At 41.0% G+C, this 21,003-nt stretch carries 12 protein-coding genes; all 12 read left to right on the top strand.

What is annotated here, in order from left to right; all coding sequences use genetic code 11:
• Positions 1-417 precede the first annotated feature (417 nt).
• Genes B3139_RS03070 through B3139_RS03015 form a run of 12 tightly spaced genes read left to right on the top strand, consistent with a single transcriptional unit; the run spans position 418 to position 20,722 of the window.
• Positions 418-3,351 carry a SusC/RagA family TonB-linked outer membrane protein gene (locus B3139_RS03070; RefSeq protein ID WP_293879673.1) on the top strand — a complete coding sequence of 978 codons (2,934 nt, stop codon included), beginning with the start codon at positions 418-420 and terminating at the stop codon, positions 3,349-3,351.
• Between the two features lie 21 nt (positions 3,352-3,372).
• Positions 3,373-4,890 carry a RagB/SusD family nutrient uptake outer membrane protein gene (locus tag B3139_RS03065; RefSeq protein WP_293879672.1) on the top strand — a complete coding sequence of 506 codons (1,518 nt, stop codon included), beginning with the start codon at positions 3,373-3,375 and terminating at the stop codon, positions 4,888-4,890.
• Between the two features lie 14 nt (positions 4,891-4,904).
• Complete coding sequence (locus B3139_RS03060; protein ID WP_293879671.1) at positions 4,905-5,576, top strand: hypothetical protein; 672 nt, start codon at positions 4,905-4,907, stop codon at positions 5,574-5,576.
• 1 nt (position 5,577) lies between these two features.
• On the top strand, positions 5,578-6,615 hold the full coding sequence (locus tag B3139_RS03055) for a DUF5007 domain-containing protein (RefSeq protein ID WP_209579433.1): 1,038 nt from the start codon (positions 5,578-5,580) through the stop codon (positions 6,613-6,615).
• Positions 6,616-6,644: 29 nt separating this feature from the next.
• The gene (locus tag B3139_RS03050) at positions 6,645-9,806 is read left to right on the top strand and encodes a SusC/RagA family TonB-linked outer membrane protein (RefSeq protein ID WP_293879670.1); all 3,162 of its coding nucleotides are present in this window, start codon (positions 6,645-6,647) and stop codon (positions 9,804-9,806) included.
• Between the two features lie 13 nt (positions 9,807-9,819).
• A complete protein-coding gene (locus B3139_RS03045; RefSeq protein ID WP_293879669.1) occupies positions 9,820-11,322 on the top strand; it encodes a RagB/SusD family nutrient uptake outer membrane protein in 1,503 nt (500 codons plus the stop codon).
• 11 nt (positions 11,323-11,333) lie between these two features.
• Complete coding sequence (locus tag B3139_RS03040) at positions 11,334-12,089, top strand: hypothetical protein (RefSeq protein ID WP_209579436.1); 756 nt, start codon at positions 11,334-11,336, stop codon at positions 12,087-12,089.
• A gap of 9 nt (positions 12,090-12,098) precedes the next feature.
• Complete coding sequence (locus B3139_RS03035) at positions 12,099-13,706, top strand: DUF5008 domain-containing protein (protein WP_293879668.1); 1,608 nt, start codon at positions 12,099-12,101, stop codon at positions 13,704-13,706.
• A gap of 20 nt (positions 13,707-13,726) precedes the next feature.
• A complete protein-coding gene (locus B3139_RS03030; RefSeq protein ID WP_293879667.1) occupies positions 13,727-15,460 on the top strand; it encodes a LamG-like jellyroll fold domain-containing protein in 1,734 nt (577 codons plus the stop codon).
• A 15-nt stretch (positions 15,461-15,475) separates the two neighbouring features.
• On the top strand, positions 15,476-17,485 hold the full coding sequence (locus B3139_RS03025; RefSeq protein ID WP_293879666.1) for a M60 family metallopeptidase: 2,010 nt from the start codon (positions 15,476-15,478) through the stop codon (positions 17,483-17,485).
• 9 nt (positions 17,486-17,494) lie between these two features.
• Positions 17,495-19,264, top strand: a complete 1,770-nt coding sequence (locus tag B3139_RS03020; protein ID WP_293879665.1) for an alkaline phosphatase family protein — start codon at positions 17,495-17,497, stop codon at positions 19,262-19,264.
• A gap of 54 nt (positions 19,265-19,318) precedes the next feature.
• Positions 19,319-20,722, top strand: a complete 1,404-nt coding sequence (locus B3139_RS03015; protein ID WP_293879664.1) for a discoidin domain-containing protein — start codon at positions 19,319-19,321, stop codon at positions 20,720-20,722.
• The last annotated feature ends 281 nt before the right edge of the window (positions 20,723-21,003 follow it).

Genomic DNA, 21,003 nt, shown 5'->3' with positions numbered 1-21,003 from the left:
TTTTGCTGAAGGTATTGATGCCCTTCAGCTACTTCCTACCACTATTAATCCCACCGATATCTCTTTGTATAGGCAACTGATGGTCGACTGAGCAGAGGCAGGCTCCATTGTTCGAGTCAAGGTTAAAGCCAGCAGTCTAAAGGCCAATAACCGGGACGAGAATTGCTTCGACCATCAATTTTCCTTTAGCCATTGACGAATGTTTTGTGCAATCGTTTGTTTCGATTACGCAATCGATTTCGTGCCTTTAAGGATGTCTGACTTTAAAAATATTATTATATCATTGTTACATACTATCAATTATTAATAGGACGAAAAGTCCGGAATTACTTAAAGCCGAAACTAATTTTATCTGAGCCCGATACCATTTTTTCTAGCCGAATAGTACCAATTTTTAATGCCTAAGACATAAATCGAATGAAAAGACTATTTTGTTTTTTATTTCTTGTCCCCATGTTTCCAAATGCGAAGGCTAACCACCTTAATTTTTGGGCTTCAAAACAAGATACTTCTGAAATCAGTGAGGTTGACAAGCGATTACTTAAAGGTCGACTGGCCACCTTATTGCAAAAACAGGGTGTCAAAGACAGTCTCAATTTAAGAAACGTTGAAACACTGCCGGTTGTCAGTATCCCCGAGTATTTGAAAGGGCAAGTTGCCGGTCTCTACGTACAAGAAGCGACAGGTGAACCAGGAGCGCCAAAGAATATGGTGCTGCGGGGACTAGGATCGCCATTGTTCGAAATCAAAGACGCGGTTAATGTGCAACCAGCAGTATTTGTCAATGGAATACCGATGGCGAGAGACAACAACTTTGCTTATTCTATTCAGCAGTACCAATTCAATCGTATTGGTCCAGGGACAGACAACTTTGCTGGAATTGACCTTGCAACAGTTGAGTCTATTGAGGTGATAAAAGATCCTGTAAAATTGGCAAAGCTCGGTCCTCTAGCTGCTAATGGAGCGATTTGGATCCTTACCAAGCCAGGGCGAGAAGGAGAACGTGAAATCTCTATTAACACTTATTTTGGTCTGGCAACAACGCCCGTAGTGACGCCAGTTAATGCGCAGTATGAAAACATGTTTCGGTCGATATTTTATAACAAATATGGATCAGTTACTGACCGCTTGAACTATCCAGGTTATCTAAGCGATTCGACCAACGTAAATTACTATGGACCAGCGAACTGGAATGAGGAGTATTATAGAAATACACCCATTTATAGTGGAGATATAGGTATCCGCGGAGGTAACGATCGTGCAAATTTTTCATTCGTAGGTGGTTATACCAAGAATGCGAGCTCAGCTGACGAAACAAACATTGAGCGGTATAATGCCTTATTTAATGTGAATATGGCGCCGTTTAAATGGTTGAATTTTGGAGCCACAGTCAATGCAAGCCGAAGTTTGAGAGATCGGAATCGCAGCCTCAGAGATCGATTTGGTGAAGCATCTTACGTGCCCGATTTGTCTGTCCCAATTTCGCCGAATAAGGAAATGTATGGACAATATCTAGATATCTATAAAGCCGCCTTGGATAAGAATACGGTCAACTATTTGAATTCACTCGTCACTTTGGATCTTTATTTTCTAAAAAATCTAAAATTTAATACGTCATTGGGAATAGATTATTCTGAAGGTGCAAGACAAGCTTTTTTTCCGGGGTCATTGATGGAGACCAATAACTATATGTCAAGTTACTTTGGTTTTAATCAGCGTTTGGTATATAACAACCGATTGGAATATAATTTGGAGTTCCAAGAGCTACACAAGTTGGATTTGACTTTAGGATCATCTTATACACAAGATCTTTATCGGTATAATTATGCGCGTGCCTATGATGGCCCCAATGATTTTATCAAAGTAAACGTAGTCAATGGTGATCCTAATAAAGCGGGCTATTTGACCCCAATAGGTGGGTTATATGTAAATCGATACAATAACCGTGAAGATTTTAGATTACATTCCCTGTATTTGGCTGCTGGCTATAAATACAAAAATCTCCTCGAATTAAATACCGTATTGCGTTATGACGGCTCTTCGACAATGCAGCCCGATTCACGTTGGTTGATGACCCCTTCATTTGCGGCGAAGTATCACTTAATTCCCGAAAATGAAGACAATTTGTTTAACCATTTAGGGATAAAAGCAGCTTGGGCGAGAATTGGAAAACCAATATTTACAAGCAAGTTTGCCATCGGTCCCAATTATACGGCTGATCTAAATTGGGGATCAGAAAAATCTCTGGTATCCTATAATGGCTTTGCTGTTGCTTCCAGACCTTACTCAGAGGGTTGGGTAGGCTACGATATCAAATGGCCTTATACAGACCATGCCGAATTGACCGTTGATGGAACCCTAATGGATAGGAAAATTGATGTGGAACTTTCCTTGTATCAAAAGAAAGACGTAAATCAATTGATTAATTCACCCATTCCCGCAGAATACGGCTATTCGGGAGAGATTGTGAATGGGCTGAACGTAGAAAATACTGGGGTGGATCTAAATCTCTCGGCCAATGTGCTTTCTAATCGCGAAAAGGTTCAATGGAATACATCACTTAATCTAAATTACAATCGAAATAAGTTGACAGCGCTCCCCGGAGGACGTAAGCAATTGAAAGTGGGTAACCGGTTACTGAAAGTAGGCAGTCCTATTGATCAGTTTTGGCTTTATGAAAATCAAGGATCTTTCGATACTGAAGCAAGTATTCCTGTTCAAAACGGGCAAAAAATACAGTTTGACGGTGTGGATTTCGCTGTGGGAGATCCGATTTGGAAAGATCAGAACGGAGATTTTAAAATTAATGATGACGATCGTGTCCTAAAAGGAAATGCAATGCCAAAGCTGAGCGGTTCGTTTCAAAACTCCTTCAAATACAAAGGTTTCGACCTGAATATGCAATGGTATTTTGCGCTTGGGCATAAAGCGCTAAATCAACGCGCTTCCAATAAATATAACTTTATTAATACTGAAAACACCAATTCATTAGATGGAATTCGTGAAGTATTCCATTGGCAGCAAGATGTTGATCTAACTAAATACCCGATTTATAATCCATGGAGTCCGATTGTTGCCTATCGTGTGGACCAGGACCTGTTTTTAGAAAACGCATCTTTCTTAAAGTTACGATCCTTGACTATAGGCTATGATCTAGCGCAATTGAACAACGTAAAGGACAAAATTAAGACGATTCGTAGGGCTTATGTTTACGTATCAGGAACCAATTTATTAACAATATCCAAGTTTTCAGGAACGGATCCCGAACTGATAGATTTTAATGGATATTATACAGGTTACGGACTGCCGTTGTCCCCAGTAGTTTCCTTAGGGGTTAAGTTAGATCTGTAATAATTTAATAGTAGAAAGATTATGAAAAGATACAATCGATGGGCGGCGCTGTTCTTGATGGCACTGGGAATCACTGCTTTTGCGAGCTCATGTAATAAAAAACTGGATATTGTAGCGTCTAACCTCGGCTCTGAGAAACTGGAGTGGCAATCCATATCTGATACGCGCGCACATTTAATGGGCATATACGGTCTGATGCGTGCGGCACTCGTTGACAATTATGGACACTGGATTTATGGAGAGATGCGCTACGGAGACTTTACACCTTATTCGCGTGCGGATCTTCGTGTGGTACAAGAAAACAAACTAAGATCAGCTTATCCTTTACTTAAGGATCTAACAGATTGGCGTAGATTCTATGCAGTGATCAATGCTGCTTCACTTTTTATCGAACGAGCCCCCGAAGTTATGGCGAAAGATAAGCGATATACTGAGCGAGATATGAAATTCGATGTGGCGCAAGCCCGCACGATCCGTGCCCTGATGTATTTCTATATGGTGCGTATCTGGGGCGATGTTCCGCTGCTAAAAGACTCTTATGATAATGGTTCTTTCACGGAACTAGCAAGATCTACCGAAGCGACAGTTTTAGCTTTCGCGGAAACCGAACTATTGGCAGCAGCTCAGGATTTGCCTTATCGATATGCGTTCGGAACACAAACTTATTATGGAGAGAGTTATGGGACTTGGGTTGGCGTACTCGTCAACAAAATTACAGCATACTCCCTTTTGGCCCACGTGGCGGCTTGGCAAGGCAAATACATCAATGCGGAGGTCTACTCTCGATTTGTTATAGACAACTATTCGCAAGCGAGCCTTGAACTATTGGCAACCCCAGCATTGGTGAATCCGACAGACGGCTTATTCGGACCAAGCACGCGGGCACAGATCTTAGCGATCCGCGCTTCTTACGAATTAGGTGAAGCAACAAATACGGGCCATATCGAATCATTGACGTTAGGGTATCCAATTGTGACCAAAGCCAAACCGGATATTTATGTCAGCCGAGATACGATCAACAAATTGTTTGATGATGTCAACGATACGCGATTTGGTATTGACTCTATCTCGGGATTGGTACGAACCAATTACTTCACCAATTACAACGGCGATATTCCAATTTTCAGTAAGATAAAGGTCATTCGCAACGGTAATGGCGATTCTGATTTTTCCATTTTTGGATCAAACTTAGTGTTTACCCGCCTTGAAGAAATTTATTTACTGCAAGCAGAGGCTAAAGCGGTGCTTAATCAGCGCGATGACGCCATCAAATACCTAAACGTCATTAAAGAGCGCCGTGGTCTAAAACCTTATATCAACAACTCATCTAAGGATTTATTGGAAGAAATCTTCTTGGAAAGAAGGCGGGAGTTAATGGGCGAAGGCTGGAGATGGTACGACCAAATACGTCTGGCAAAGATCAAGAAAAATAACCCTGTCATGAATGATTTGATTCAGAAAGGAGGCATCTATTGGCCTATCTCTTCGGATGTGTTGGAAAGAAATTCCAAACTGGTTCAAAACGCATACTGGAAATAATAGCATAGATAATCATGAAAAACAAACATATTTTTTTAGGCTTATCGCTCATTGTGATGCTTCTAGCCGTCGCTAGTTGTAAAAAAGGCAATACCTATTACGAAGATTTTCAAGTCAAGTATACCGAATTTGATGGAACCTCATTGGAGTTTTTAGAATCACAGGGTAGTACCTATGACTCCTTATTATTAGTATTGGATCGTGTTCCTTCGGTACGCGCCAAATTGAAAGATCCCAATACAAAAACTACCTTTTTCGCGATGACCAACAGTAGTTTCACCAATGCCTTGGAAGCAATGAATGGTGTGCGTAGAGCGGGAAACAGGTCTCCTCTTTATCTTGAAGAAATTCCGCAATTGGTACTCGATTCCTTGACCTATCATTATGCCTTTGAAGGGCAGTATGATACTCCCTACTTACGGGATTTCATTGAAGGTAAAGTAATCAAAGCCATTGATAACTATGATATGACCCTAAAATATAAAGTGACGTCCGCTTCTGGCATTATAGGCGGAGGGCAGCAACAGATCATATTGAGTGATATGAACAAGTCTATTTTTCAACGCTACTGGCAGGAAAGTGCGACCTCTGTGGTGAATATCCGTACACGCAATGGGATGTTACATGTTCTTGCTCCAAGCCATAATTTCGGCTTTAGTAAACTGGCTAAATTATTAAACAAATAGCATGGAAAAGAAAATATTAAAATTCGCAAAAATATTGGCGTTCGGGATGGGACTTTTCATGTTGGCTTCATGTAATAAATATATTCCGGATGATCAAGATTCTTTGGGTACTGATGTGGTCTATAATACACAAGAGTTTATGCCACTGTTGGGAAGGAATACCTTTTACAATAATATCGTCAATATTGGACAGAATACATCACAACCACTTCATTTCAAAATTGTAAATGTGCGTGATATCGACGGACAGCCTTCAACACTTTTTGAAGATAAATTTCCGGTAAAAGTTTGGAAAGGTGCCTATACCGGTGAGGAGAAGTCTATCGCCGAGATTGAAAGTAAGCGTCAGATCGAATATCGTCCTGTTCTCGAGATTCTTGAAAAGTCAGGTAATATAAACTTTTGGGGACAGGCGGTTAATTCAAATTTTGTCAAAGCACAGCCGGACGCTGGATATCTATTTGATATTGAAGTTAGCAACACAGGCGGGCGCCGATATTTGCGGGATTTCAAGTTAAGACCTTATCGTGAACGAGCCTTTGAACCTAGCATAATGGATCCGGTGACAGGATTGTCGCCCTTACCCTATACACATCCAAGCAATACCACCAATTTATTTGGAGAACGAACGAATCTATATATTTTTCCGAGTGAAATCAATGTGTATTTCAATAAATTGGAAAGCAAAAGCTCAGGCAGTAGAACGTTGACCATAAGTTTCTTGGATTCTTTAAATCGCCCAATCGATGTGAAGAAATTTGCAGCGACAGAATGGGATAAATTAGTTCATGGTTTTAACCACAGATTTGAAAATGGTAAGGTCATTTATGATGTTGCTTATCCTATCCCCTTAGCTCCAATTCAAACAGATTATACTTCCGCAGGTGGTTCATCTGCTGTAATGAATTTTAAATTTCGTAGAAAAGGTCAGTTTGGTACAATAGAAGATTGTGGCATCCGGATGCCATTTGCGATTTACGAAGAAGGCGATTGGGAGATACAGTTTCGTTTCACCAATGAAACGCCAAAATTTGACTGATGATGGACGCACTAATTAGCTTTAAAATTATGAAACAATTTTGCATACTATTCACTTTCATTTGCGCCCTTTTTGTGGGGGAGGCATGGGCTCAAACCATGGTCAAGGGTATTGTGAAAGGAAACGATAATAGGGCGCTTGGGGGCGTTTCTATCCGGTTAGAAAATCCTAAACGCGATCTGGGGAAAACCGGAGAAGATGGGCGATTTGTAATTTCAGTACCGAACAGCGGAGTGATGGTATTTTCCTATCAGGGCTATCGTACCGAAAAATATACGATTGTTGCAGGAAAAAAAGAGTACAATGTGACTTTGGAAATGACTACACAAGAACTGGAAGAAACAGTAGTCGTCGGTTATCAACAGCGTAAAAGAGAAACCTTGACGGGATCGGTGGTTACAATTTCTGGTAAAGAAATTCAAGATATTCCTTCAGGTAACTTCGTAGATCTCCTACAAGGTAAGGTGGCGGGTTTAAATATCCAGAACAATACCGGTAGCCCAGGTATGCGGGGAACGATGGCAGTACGTGGGATGTCCAATTTCAACGTTTCAGGGAGTGGAGATAATACGTTTGTGACGCCAACTTCACCTTTGTTTGTCATAGATGGAGTACCTATTGATGATAACTCGGGGTACGAATATGGATTTGAAACAGCAGGACCTGGAGTATCTCCAATTTCCATGATTCCACCAGAAGATATTGAAGATATTACCGTGATGAAGGATGCACAGGCGACTGCAATGTATGGATCGCGAGGCGCTTATGGTGTTATCCAGGTACGCACCAAACGTGGAAATTCGAAGGTTCCCATCGTAAATTATCAAGGCCAGTTTTTCTTGTCCGCAGTGCCGCAATTGCGACGTGTTATTGGTGGTAAAGGCGAGCGCATGGTACGTTTAGAACAGATCTTGATGAACGATACAACATTGGCGGCAGCACTGCGACGTGTCAACGACTCACCGATATTGGCCGATTCCCTGAATCCGTACTTTAATAATTCAACCGATTGGCAGTCCTATTTTTACCGCAATACCATGAACCAGACACATAATGTTGGGATCTCGGGAGGCGAGCGTACATTCAATTATAAAGCCAATATGAACTATTATGATGAAAATGGTATCATCGCCAATACGGGGTTTAAAAGATATACCTTGACCTCCAATATGCAATATGAGCCGAGTGAGCGTTTCAGGATGATGACCAATATCAATGTCAATGTGGCACAAAATAAGATGGGCTCGGGGAATGCCCTGATGCAGACAGGGGTAGGGAAATCAGTCAACACAACCTCACTGTATCCTTCGCCTTCCTTATTTTCTGGAAGCATGGGTGCATTATCAGCATTGGGCGTGGATGACCAAAATAAAACAGGAAATTATTTGGGACAATTGGAATTGCAGTATGTGCCCATTAAAGATGTACGAGCGTCTGTTACCCTAAATTATAACTATACAACAGCAACAAAAGATCGTTATACTCCTGAGATACTCTTAGGAAACTCTTCGGAAGTATACAATTATTATAGCAACAGAAGTAAAGTCTATAACCGGAATCAACTGTCTTATGTGAAGGCAATTAAAGAAAAGCATCTTTTTAATGTCTACGGATTCACGGAAATGGAAATAACAGCCTATTCCGAAGATTTATCGAAGATTCGCGGAACAGCAAATGATCAATTTCAAACGGGCATTAGCTACAATACAAGAAACTCGCTCGGTGGATTGTTGAATTCATTGAATAATTTTAGATCGGTTGCGTATGCGGGAAGTTTCTCCTATAACTACGATTCCAAGTATATTCTTGATTTAACCTATCGAATTGACGGTAGTTCATTGACCGGGGGGGCAACACCTTGGACCCGAAATCCGTCAGCGGGTTTGCGGTGGAATTTCAAGAAAGAGAAGTTTATGGAAAATATGGATTGGTGGGACACAGGTTTCTTAAGAGGATCGGTCGGACGAACGATCTCTCCTTCGGGATCCCTCTCGGATATTTATGGTTGGTATAAGATTGATGACGGTCGCTACAATAATAGACCAACAACCTCTTTGGATTTGGACGTAGCTCCCAATACCGGATTGGTTCCACAATCGACAACTCAGTGGTCCGTTGCTGCCGAACTGGGCTTTTTTAATAGCTCGCTCTATGTAACTTATGAAACATATTATAAGCAATCAGATAAGATACTCCGTAAAAAACCAATTGCAAATCATAACGCGTTCTCCAATGTCTTGACCAACGAGTCAGCTATGGTGAATAGAGGGCATGAATTGAGTATCCAATATAGACCAAGACTAGCGAGCGCTGATTGGGAGCTGAATGCCAATGCAACGTTTGCGATTAATAGAGATTATGTAACATCATTGCCAGATGGAGCACGTCAATTGCTGCAACCGGATGAATCAGGATACGACCTTCCTCAATTTTATCGTTTGGGTCGTAATGCTTTTACCTTTGTGTTGTATGATTATAAAGGAGTTTATACAGCCGACGATCAAGTACCGGTCAACCCATTAACTGGATTACGCTACCGCGCAGGGGGCCAAATGAGTGAAGGTAAATTCTTCCGTGCCGGTGACCCTATCTTCACTGACCTAAATGGTGATTATGTACTCGACGAAAATGATTTAGTGTATGTTGGCAATTCACAACCTGCAATCACAGGAGGTCTATATCTGTATACGCGTTATAAGAACTGGTCTTTGCGTACGCAATTATCCTATACCATAGACCGTGATATCCTTAATACAGCATTGACTGATCGTTTCCGGAATTATTCAGACCCAAGTGGACAAAATTATGGCGATGGAGCGCCGGGGGCTTATGTACCATTGGATGCCTATAATGTGTGGCGCCAATTGGGGGACAACGCAGAATATCCGAATGTTTCTGATTTTACACGTCTGTCCTTGTACAATCCGTATCGTTATAATTCGACCATGTTTATGGAGGATGGATCCTATGTTAAAATTAATTCGGTTACAGTGGGATACAATTTTGACCGAAGATGGGCACGTCGCTTTGGCGTATCATCTGCCCGCATCAATTTGACGGCAAACAATGTATATACGTTTAGTAACTACTCCGGGCCAGATCCCGAATTGGTAACAGGTGTAGGACGCGATGGTTCAAACGGTTATCCAAGCAGAAGAACCTATTCATTGGGGGTAAGTGTACAATTCTAAGTTCGAAGACAACATGAAAAAGAAATTATTATATCTATTTATACTAGCGGCCTCTCTAGGATTGAGCTCCTGTGGAAAGGGTTTTCTCGATATTACACAGATTGATAAGTTGACAGGAAATAATTACTGGACAAGACAGGCCGATGTGGATCAGTATATGGGGGGAATTTATTCTACCTTTCGGGAAGCAACGATGACGAACATCTTTTTTCCGGCATCGGGTGATTTGCGTTGTGCACCGACGAACCGAACAAGTGCGACCAGTGGATCAGGAAGGGATTATATCGATTATCTTAAATATAACGATCTGAACGGTCTGATGGCGCGACAAGGGGAGTTCTCCTATTTTGGCTTTCCAAAAATAACACAATGGAATAGCTTCTACAAGATGGTGCAGAATGCGAATATTATGATCTATCAACTCGAAAACAAAGACATGCCATTCCTCAATGAAAGCATGAAAAAATCGTATAAAGCAGAAGCCATTTTCTTAAGATCGTTAGCTTACTTTTTCATGGTGCGTTTATATGGTGATATTCCTTACTATACGGATATAAATACCAATCCATTGCCTAGGACAAATATGTTCACTGTATTAAAGAGCCTCTCTTCCGATTTAGATGCAACCTATGGAGATTTGCCTTGGACCTATGATGATCCTTCCATTGTTGCTGTTAAAGCTATGCGGGGAGCTGCAATCGCACTGAACATGCATATCAATATGTGGATCGCAGGATTAGGTACCGAAGATAAGACCGTTGTTTATCAGAAAGTAGCCGATTTGGGGAAAGAATTAATGGAAGAAAATGGTGGCGCTTATGCGCTGTTAGACCTTAGTAGAACAAAGGAAATTTTTAAAGGACGCACAAAAGAAGGCTTATTTGAAATTGTGCAGAACTTCAACTATGGCGAAAGTTTTCACTTATCAGCATCTTATTCAGATTATGTCCTCCACGCACCAAATAAAGTGACAACCAAATCCTATATCTTTTACGATCCAAAATTTATGGAAAATATGTATCCACCATCGGCAGACGATCAACGAAAGGTATATTGGTTTGATAAAGACATCTATGCAACAAATGGCGATTTTCAATGCCTAAAATTTTCGAACGTGTTTATGGAAGAGGGCGAAGATAATAATCCCGACGATAACCAGATGGTTTTTCGCTATGCCGACCCCATTTTATTGCGGGCTGAGGCATTGGCTGAATTGGGAAAAGATGAAGAAGCAAGAACTGTTGTCAACGTCATCCGTACACGGGCCAAAGCTGCTCCAATACGAGATAGTGGGGAGGATCTGAAAGATGCGATCTGGTGGGAACGTGTCAGAGAACTCTTGGGCGAGGGTAATTTCTACTATGATTTGGTTCGAACAAAAAAGGTTATCAATTCCGAATATACCCAAGTGCCTATGTCAGTAGCTGCCTTCAATGCAGGTGGTTGGACGTGGCCAATTGACAAAGCTGCGCTGAACAATAATCCTTATATGCAATTAAATAATTATTGGAACTAAAAGAATAGATCATGAAAAAGATTTGGAAATATACTTTTTTAGTCTTGATGGCAGTTTCACTGTTCTCGGCTTGCAAAAAAGAAGATTATATCGATACAGGAGTTTATGAAGCAAAGTTTAATGGTACGATTTGGAATTACCTGGAATCGAGACCAGATTTGTTTGATACATTGATGGTAGCATTGAAAGTTGCTAAGCTGGATGATGTCCTCAAAAATGATGAAGTTACTTTTTTTGCTCCGCCTGATCCCTGCATTTTAAAGTCTGTATGGTTGCTGAATCAGACGTTATTCCGTTCAGGCCAAGACTCCATAACCAAACTGGAGCAGATTAGGCCCGAAGTCTGGCGAAAATACCTGTCCAGATACATTTTTAAAGGCAAGAGCGTTGCCAAAGATTATCGCCAGATCGATACGTTAAACCTGGCCGCTTTCTCGGGTGGGGTATACAAAAACATCGCCGGTGAAGATATGAATATTGGTGTACTTTATAATGATGTGGTCAGTAAGAATGAAAGTTCTGGAGGAACTCAGGTCATTAAATATGCTGGGTATCGCCAACTGTATTTAAACTTTCCGTATACCGTGAGTGTGCCGGAGGAATTGAAGGATTTTTTGGTCCCCTATATTACCGCACCGATAGCCACATCGGATATTCAACCCACCAATGGTGTGTTACATGTACTGAAATTTTCGAAACATTCATTCGGCTTTCAGAGCTATAATTTTGCAAATGAGGCTTTTTTATTGGGAGTACTACCGAAATAACGATATGATATGAAAAGAAATTTAATAACCAAAATACTTGTCCTGATAATCGTAGTAATTACCTTGGCTGCGTGTAGCAAGGATATTGTAACCGGAGCCGATCCCTATGCTGGAGGCAAAGAATCGCTGGGCATTGGATTTTATATTAATTACCCAGATCCGGGAACTGCCAAACCTGGCGAATTAGTAGACTTTTATGTAAAAGGTCTGAAAGGAAAATTGGATCAGATCAATTTTTTTGTAAATAATACTGCTGTCGAAATTGTATCGGCTAAAGACTCTTTAATCACGATTAAAGTACCGCCACAGATTACATCAGGAGATGCCAAGGTGGTGGTCGGTGAAGAAGTTTTCTATGGCCCACGCCTCGAAATAGAAGGTAACACCTCCGTAGATGAAAATTATGGCATGGTGAACGGATTTAGAGGTGCTGTATACGATATTTTACCAAATGCAGGTGGCTTTATTGTAGCTGGATCCTTTTCCAATTTTGAAAATGAGTCAAATTATGAGAATGTTGCAGCGGATAAAAGAGTGTATCGAAATGGAGTCCACTTTATTGACGCGAATGGCAAATCTAACAATAATATGAATTTTCGGCAAGGTACATTTGGAGGAGGTTATATTAGAAGCATAGCAAAAACAAATGATGGTAAATTTATTTTTGCCGGTTCTTTGGGGAGTTTTGCAATGCGATCAGTAGGTAATATTGTCCGCGTCAATAACGATGGAAAAATCGATTCTATGATCGTGGAAGTAATCAATACAGGCAACGATCCTAAAAATTCATTGGACACGGTATCCGCATTTAATGGCGGCGTAAATAGCACAATTATTAGAACGTTTGCCACAAGCGACAATAAAGTGATTGCTGTAGGGAACTTTACTTCGCATTTTAAAATTGATTATAACTATTCTTCTCGCGACACGCGCAGATATATTCTCTCGGCTGCAAAAGGGGTCATTCGTATGAAGGAAGACGGTTCTCTAGACTCCACATTTGCATTGAACAACGCAGGCGCAAACGCACAGATTTTCGATGCAGCGATGATTGATAATGAACGTATTGTTATCGTGGGAGCTTTTACCACCTATAATGGTAAAGTCGCCAACGGTATTGCTTGCATCAAAGCAGACGGTTCTTTGGACGAGACCTTTTCCCTAAAAGGAAACATCAACAGACTATTTGCCCTGAATTATAACAGTAGTCTGAAAAAATTGGCTGTTTCAGGCATATTCACCGGCGCTGGAGCTTCAGGAAAAGTCAATAATGTCGCCCTGATGAATACAGATGGTACCGTTGATGATACTTTTATCTTGCGTGATTTAGGTACAGGTGTTCCGAATTATGCTCAAATTCTAAATAATGGACAGGTGTTGATCGACGGAACACAAAATAGTTATGCGGGTATTCCCAGATCCAATTTATTGATTTTGGAAAAAAATGGTGAACTCCTACAAAAATATAACTCATTGGGACCCTTTGTCGGTTCAGTATCCAAGGTTGTCGAGACCAAATCTTCTTTAGGAGAACCGGCATTGCTGGTGGGAGGAAGCATACTCCAGTTTGGACAGAAAACATACGGAAACTTCTTTCGCCTGGAAATTAAGAACTAACCCAATAAATGAAACTGGTTATGATTAAGTATTTAAGAACTTTTAAACATATATCTTTAGCACTTGGCGTCTTCGTGTTGTGCGCAGCATGTAACAAAGATTTCCCCAACTTGCTTCAAAATTTCAACGAGGCAAAAGATAGTCCCGAGAGCCGCGATAAAGTACTATTGGTGATTGTTGACGGACTTTCAGGTCCTGCTATGCAAAGCATTGCACCCGCAAATATCGACTTGATGGCGCGTAATGGTTTGGTTACCTATGGTAGTCTGGCCGATCCAACAACTGATTTCGAAGTAACCAATCAATCGGTTACTGCCGCATTGCTGACGGGGGTTAATAGTGCTAAAAATAAAGTGGTCGGTACAGATTTAAGCCCGATCGATTTGAATAAATATCCAACGATTTTTACAAAACTGAAAGAAGATGCCATAAGCCGTAAATCGAGCCTTTTTACTTCTGATATAAACTATGGTAACACACTGGGTAAAGATGCTGAAGTAAAGATAGAAAGCAATGATGGGACAGTAGTCAGCGCGGCAAACATAGCGTTGTCAACAACCGAATCCGATCTAAATGTAGTTCATTTAACTGAAGTTGATCAAGCGGGAAAATCGTCAGGTTATACTGCTGATGATACAAAATATGTAGCTGCGGTTAATGTATTGGACAAACAAGTTCAGTCCTTGTGGGAAGCGATCAAAAAGAGAACCAGCTTCAGTACAGAAAACTGGATCGTGATTGTGACCTCAGCTCAGGGCGGAGAGTCTACCGATCCTGTGATCGACTTTACACCGTATGGTGACCATAAACGAGATACCTATACCCTTTTTTATTCACCAAAGTTTGCCCGAAAAGTTATTCCGAGGCCCAATGCTAAAGATATCCCTTTTGTTGCTAATGCAACGCGGTATACCTACGCCAGCAACAATCAGGTTGTTGGGAAACTTGCGGATGCAAATAAATTCAACATGGGTACCGGAAGCGATTGGACGATGACCCTCTTTTTGAAATATAATGTAGCAAATTCCAATTACTATTACCCGATATTTTTTGCTAAACGTGCTCAAGGTTTTACGGGGGCTGGCTGGAATTTCTTTTTGGAAGGAAATTACTGGGGGTTTAATAGTTCAATTGCAGGACAAACATTTGGCCCAAGTATCAATGACGGAGAGTGGCATGCACTGACAGCGGTCATTAAAAGAAGCGGTAGCCAGGATTCCGTGTACGTCTATACCGATGGAACAAATTCGACAGCTTCAGGAAAGATCTCTCAAGCTGTGGCCAATGGCAATAACCTCGATAATACAAGTCCTTTGACCTTAGGTTTCAATCCAGGGGATGGAAATACAGACTGTAATATTTCGATCTGTAATGTACAGATTTATAATCGTGCGTTTTCTGCAGAAGAGGTAAGGCGTTATGGCGGTGTAACAAATATTGATGAAACGTCTCCATTTTGGAATAATCTGCAAGGATATTGGCCAGGCTATGACGATGTCAACACGTCCATACTGACTGAAAAAACAGGTAAGGGAGCGGGCAACTTTAGATTGACAGGTCCGGTTGCTTGGACAAGCTTCAATGAATTGGTGCCATTTTTTCAACCGCCAATTGCGGAATCGTTTTACCGTTTAGTACCTAATGCCGTAGATGTTCCCTTTATGATTTACCAATGGTTGGGCGTATCAGTAGAATCGTCATGGAATTTGGACGGCAAGAGCTGGACACCAAATTATACACAGATTAGAAAATAACCAAATTTTAACCTAATGAGAAAGAGATATTTAGTTTTTGGATTATTGGTCGGGTTGATGGCTTTTGCCTCGTCCTGCAGTAAATATGGTATGGAGTTTCCAGACGGTTATCAATCTGGTGATTCTACAGAAACTCCCTTGTTGACCGATACGACCATGGGCAAAGCAGATAAAAGCTTGTACCATAGAGCTAGGATATATCCCGGATTGGTTGGGGAAAATGTGGCGCGCATTAAGGATACCACAATTGCTATGGTTATGAACCGGAAGTATGTATCGTCCTTTGAATATAAAGTGAGCGTCACACCAGCGCCAATTTACACGACCGGCTTGTATGCACCTGCAGGCGAAGTTATTCGGATCACTGTACCTGCAGGTAGTATTGGCATGACGGTGCAGATTGGCGTGCATACAGATAATATAACGGGCAAAGATGCGCCGCGTAGAGATCCTATTCTGTACACGAGAAAGGAATTATTTCCTGGAACAAACTATATTAAGAACCTTTATGGTGGAACCATATGGATTATTAATCAGAAAGCAAGCACATCTCCTGTCACTATTAAAGTAGCGGGTGCTGTCAAGTCCACAGACTTTATTTTAGGAAAGTCTACCGTGGCGGATTGGAAAAAGCAGGTCCTGTCTCAGGATGTCCCTTGGATGGATCTTATCGGCGAGCGTGTTGCCTTTTCCGTTCCGCGTTCATTGGTTGTCAAATTCATCCAGTCCGGCAAAATGGATCAGGTGGATGAGGCTTTAAGCCTGTGGGATGATACCTATGTCAAAGATTATTACCAGTGGATGGGACTGTCCGCAGATGCGGCCGACCCAAAGAATCGCTATCCAGAATTTTGGGAAAGAGGTGTGATGGATATTCATCCCTCCTTAGGATATGCCCATAGCGGTAATCCTTGGGTGATGCAAGAAGATGAATATTGGCTAGATGAATTGACCAATCCGAATACAATCAGGAAAGGAACTTCATGGGGATCATATCATGAGGTTGGACACAATTACCAAGCGAGCTGGGCTTGGAGCTGGTCTGATTTGGGGGAGACGACAAATAACTTGTTCATATTTAATGCTGCACGAAATCGGGGCATTACCTCTCGGATCGATTTCCATCCTGCTTTGAAGACATCGATTCCCGCGGCTTTAAAATTTGCAGCACTGACTTCTGCAAAGAACTTTTCTAATTTTCCAGTAGATTTGGGTATTGATGCCGACGATCCTTTTGCGCGACTAACGCCATTCCTTCAGATTTTCGATAAGACAACAGGTAAAAACGGCGAGTCTGGCTGGAATTTCTTTCCATATATATATAGTAAAGCACGGAATGAAAATTTTTCCAGTTCATTGGATCAAGGAAAACGGGATTACTTTTATCGCCAGCTATGTAATTTTACCGGGAAAGATTTTAATCGTTTTTTTATTGCATGGGGCATACCGGTAAGTAGTTCAGCCAAACGTGAAATGCGGGAGAAGTATCCGCCGATGGACCGTGCGATCTGGGAATACAACCCATTGACTTTTGCTGGTGGAGACGGTGTATTACAGCCCCGTTATTTCTTGCCAAGTGGCCTTTTCGAATTTACGGCTAATGTTGCTACAGCAACTAACGAAAGCACGGGTAAGTTTAATGCTATGACGGATGGTGATCCAAACACCTATTGGCATACATGTTATTCAGGTTGCAGTATACCGACTAACCTTCCCGTAGAGCTTACCATGAATATGAAGGAAGTGAATGTGTTTAAAGGATTCTATTATAAAAATAGAGCGAATGCGACCTTCGCGACTAAGGTTAAAGTTTTAATCAGTAAGGATAATAAAAACTGGACCGATATGGGCCAATTTGCACTGGCGAGTAGTTCCCAAACAACGGCGCAAAATGCTGCGATGAAAGAGTTTACTTTTTCGAATCTCGTGGAGGCCCAATATGTGAAATTTGTATTCCCGGATCCAAATACCGGTGGTGCAGTTCACGTTGCGATTGCTGAGTTAGGGGTATTTTACGATATATAAACTGATGTTATGAAAAGATTATTCAATATAAAGAAAGTCTTAGTTCTTGTCCTGGGTGCGGCTTTTTTACTTGTTGGCTGTACAAAATATGCCAACCCGCCTGCAGTGTATGAAGAATATGAGCAAAATTTGCAACAACCCGTCAAACGTAAGGTGCTTTTTATCTCTATTGATGGACTGGTGGGGCAAGAGTTGAAGAAGAGTTTACCAACTAATATCTCAGAATTACTGAAGACAAGTAAGTACACGTTCAATGCTTTGGCCGATGAGAATACCAGCAACGCTTCTTCCTGGATGACGATGATGAGTGGGGTGACATACGCAAACCATCATATTACCGATGAGTCTTACATTCCAAGACCAAATGAGGACGATCCCCATGCAAATGTTGCTGGTTATCCGTCTATGTTGTATCGTATAGCAACAGTAGCTCCTTCGATGAAGACAACTGTCGTGTCGCGATCAGTTACCTTGAATGATAAACTGCTTGTGAGTGCAAATGAAACTTATAATGGCGCAACGGATGAGGACGTAAAGACTAAGGTATTGGACTTGTTGAATACGAAAAATAGCGATTTTATGATCATACAATTTACGTCTTTATTGGAAGCTGGAGAAAAAGGCGGCTTCACACGAAGCAATAGTGATTATGAGAACGCCCTAAAAAAAGTCGACGGCTATATCGGCGAAATAACCAAAGCATTGACTGCACGTAAAAATTATCCCAATGAAGATTGGTTGATAATTTTAACATCAAATCATGGCGGAATTGGAAATTCTTACGGAGGGAGCACCTTACAAGAGCGAAATACCTTTGCTCTATTTCAAAATAAAAGCTTTAAAGGTGCGGAGTTGACGGGCAAACCAATGAGTTACGTGCGAATGTGGGGTTATGATGGTACTGGAAATAAACCGCTGGGTGTAAGGGCTGTTAGTGATAATTTGGGGAATTCAAGCGATTATGATTTGGCAACCACAAAAGAATTAACGATTTCTTCGCGTTTTCGGTTTAATTTGAACAACACCATTATTTCATCGACCTATCAGCCCAATACTTATAACTATTGGTATTCAGGTATCTTCGGTAAAGATTCGAATACGTCGTTGGGTACTCCGGGATGGATGTATTATACCTGGGGAAATGATTTACAAGTGAAGATCAGTGACGGTGTGAAGGAGGCTACTTGCCAAACGGCAAAAGTAAATGGTGAGTGGTATACGATGACCACTGTTATCAAAGTCATTGGAAATGATCAGGTTAATATTAAGATCTACAACAATGGTACATTGGCGCAAGAAACGAACACCTCGGGAATGAACGTTGCCAATATTAAGACTAATGATCCTTTGATCTTTGGGTATCGTCCAAGTATATCTTATGATCTAGTCGATTTTGATATTTCAAATGTGTCGATCTTTAATAAAGCATTTACCCAAGATGAAATCCGTAATTCTTTATGTTCTTCAGAGGAGTTGACAAATTCAGCTTTCGCTGATAACCTAAAAGGTTATTGGAAAATGTCACCAGCTGAGGGCGGTTCGATTAAGAATGAGGTGTCAGGCAAAAGTGCCATGGGGCTTAGTGGAAATTTTCAATCCAGAATAACCTCCGAAGTGGTGCCTTGTGATTTAGGAGAAAATGCTGTGTTTATTCAAGCAGCAGACTTTTTTCCGCAAATATTTTATTGGTTGGAAGTGCGGACATTAAAAGATTGGAAATTAGAAGGACAGGTATTTTTAAATAAATATGAAGTGGAATTTCTCTTGCCAAAACAATAAAAATAGATTTTAAACTAAGCTCCATCGACGTGGTGGAATAATCGTTATTTAAAGATGAAAAGGAATTTTAAAATGAGCTGGGCATTTAATGTCATTTTAGGAGCTTTTTTGCTGAGCGTGGGGAGTTGTAAAGAAGAAGAGCTTGTATTTCCTCCGAAAGGGGATCAGGAAGCCATTGTCACCGAGACACGGCCTACGGCAAAACCAACAAATTTGACCTATGTTTCAGCCTTTAATCAAAATATAGAAGTACATTGGCCTGCTTTATCAGATCGAGTTATAAAAGCTCAGGTCAGCTATAAAGATGGGACTTCAGATAAAGTATTGGATGTGACGAAGTTTAATGAGCCTACTATTATTCACTTGAGTGAGTTGAAAAGCTATGATTTCTCTTTGCAGTATTTTACTTCGGACGGTACGGGGTCTAAGATTACCAAAACCTCGTTAAGTCCAAGGGCGTATGAGGTAGATTATAAAATAGAAAATGTTACAGTTCAATCAATTCCAGGTGGGGTCACATTTATCTTTCCCACTACATCACAGCGTGAACTTCCGGGGAAATTGTCATATAGTGTTGCTGGCAAACCTTTTGAGGTAGACTTGAAGGGAAATAATGTAGATACGGTAACAGTGTCAAATCTGACGGACGAGACTCAAAAGATAGATTTCTCATTGAAATTCCAAGATGATCAATGGAAGAGAACAGCGACAGCACAGCCCAAAATGGCTCCGGGTTTGCTGACCTACAAGTTGATTCTTCCTACAGTTGTGCCATATATGGAAGGTACCAATCTTGTTTTGACTTGGGAAAATGAAACTAGAGATCCAGTAACGGTCAATGTGCAGTATGAATTAAATGGGGTAAAAAAGACGGCTGTAATAGAAAAGAGTACAGATGTGAAGGGTAAACTATCGTTTGACGTGCAAGGTAAGGCTACTGAAATAGCCTATACCATGGAAACAGAGGGGATAGCTTCTCCTGTGCAGAAAACTCAAGTAAATCCATTAGGATTGCTAAGTAAAACGATGTGGTCAGCAGAGACTTCTTCAATAGAGACACAGGAAGGCGCTGCAAATGGTAAACCTCAGAGCCTTATTGATGGTGATATTACTACCTTTTGGCATTCGACTTGGTCTTCGGGCAATAATCCGGTATTTCCACATTGGTTTATCGTGGATATGTCAAAGATAGAGGTTTTTGGCCGTTTTGGTATGATTCGTCGCCATAACATTACAACAGGAGGGTTTAAAACTTTCAACATTGAGGTATCGTTGGATAAGATCAACTGGAAGATAGTGGGGAAAGATTTGACATTCAACTCGGCTGATAGTCCAGCTGCATGGCAAGACTACAGTCTAACTCCTGTTAAAGCACGGTACATTCGAATTACGATGACAGCGCCTATGAATAGTGCAACATCTACTCACTTAGCTGAATTTAGAGCATACGCTTATTAAAAGACTTCGTTCGTTTCAGGAAAAAATCGAATAGGTTGAGATAGATTGGATAAGAAAGATGTTCGATCTTGAATTTCCCCAGAGAGTGAGTAACTTTTGGGGATTTTTTTGTTTCAAGCAGCTCGGCTCGTTTTCGACCTAGATTAGTCTTGATTCGATTGTAAATATCTTGAGCGCATCTCGATTGCGTGCCTGAATCGGATTCGGTGTGGAGCTAATACGGAGATAACACCGTTACCACCTTCTTATTCCTTAGTTTGGTTTTTGTTTACCTATAGCTT

Origin of the sequence: Sphingobacterium sp. UBA1498 (genome assembly GCF_002325125.1) — a bacterium.
In the GTDB taxonomy this organism is placed as follows: Bacteria; Bacteroidota; Bacteroidia; order Sphingobacteriales; family Sphingobacteriaceae; genus Sphingobacterium.
Note: the sequence above shows the minus strand (reverse complement) of the source record. Positions and strands in the feature narration are given on the sequence as shown.

Bases quoted from the DNA above. Each gene is read 5' to 3' on its own strand.
- B3139_RS03040 (WP_209579436.1), top strand. From the start codon at position 11,334: ATGAAAAAGATTTGGAAATATACTTTTTTAGTCTTGATGGCAGTTTCA.
- B3139_RS03035 (WP_293879668.1), top strand. From the start codon at position 12,099: ATGAAAAGAAATTTAATAACCAAAATACTTGTCCTGATAATCGTAGTA.
- B3139_RS03070 (WP_293879673.1), top strand. From the start codon at position 418: ATGAAAAGACTATTTTGTTTTTTATTTCTTGTCCCCATGTTTCCAAAT.
- B3139_RS03045 (WP_293879669.1), top strand. From the start codon at position 9,820: ATGAAAAAGAAATTATTATATCTATTTATACTAGCGGCCTCTCTAGGA.
- B3139_RS03030 (WP_293879667.1), top strand. From the start codon at position 13,727: ATGATTAAGTATTTAAGAACTTTTAAACATATATCTTTAGCACTTGGC.
- B3139_RS03015 (WP_293879664.1), top strand. From the start codon at position 19,319: ATGAAAAGGAATTTTAAAATGAGCTGGGCATTTAATGTCATTTTAGGA.
- B3139_RS03025 (WP_293879666.1), top strand. From the start codon at position 15,476: ATGAGAAAGAGATATTTAGTTTTTGGATTATTGGTCGGGTTGATGGCT.
- B3139_RS03020 (WP_293879665.1), top strand. From the start codon at position 17,495: ATGAAAAGATTATTCAATATAAAGAAAGTCTTAGTTCTTGTCCTGGGT.
- B3139_RS03055 (WP_209579433.1), top strand. From the start codon at position 5,578: ATGGAAAAGAAAATATTAAAATTCGCAAAAATATTGGCGTTCGGGATG.
- B3139_RS03060 (WP_293879671.1), top strand. From the start codon at position 4,905: ATGAAAAACAAACATATTTTTTTAGGCTTATCGCTCATTGTGATGCTT.
- B3139_RS03065 (WP_293879672.1), top strand. From the start codon at position 3,373: ATGAAAAGATACAATCGATGGGCGGCGCTGTTCTTGATGGCACTGGGA.
- B3139_RS03050 (WP_293879670.1), top strand. From the start codon at position 6,645: ATGAAACAATTTTGCATACTATTCACTTTCATTTGCGCCCTTTTTGTG.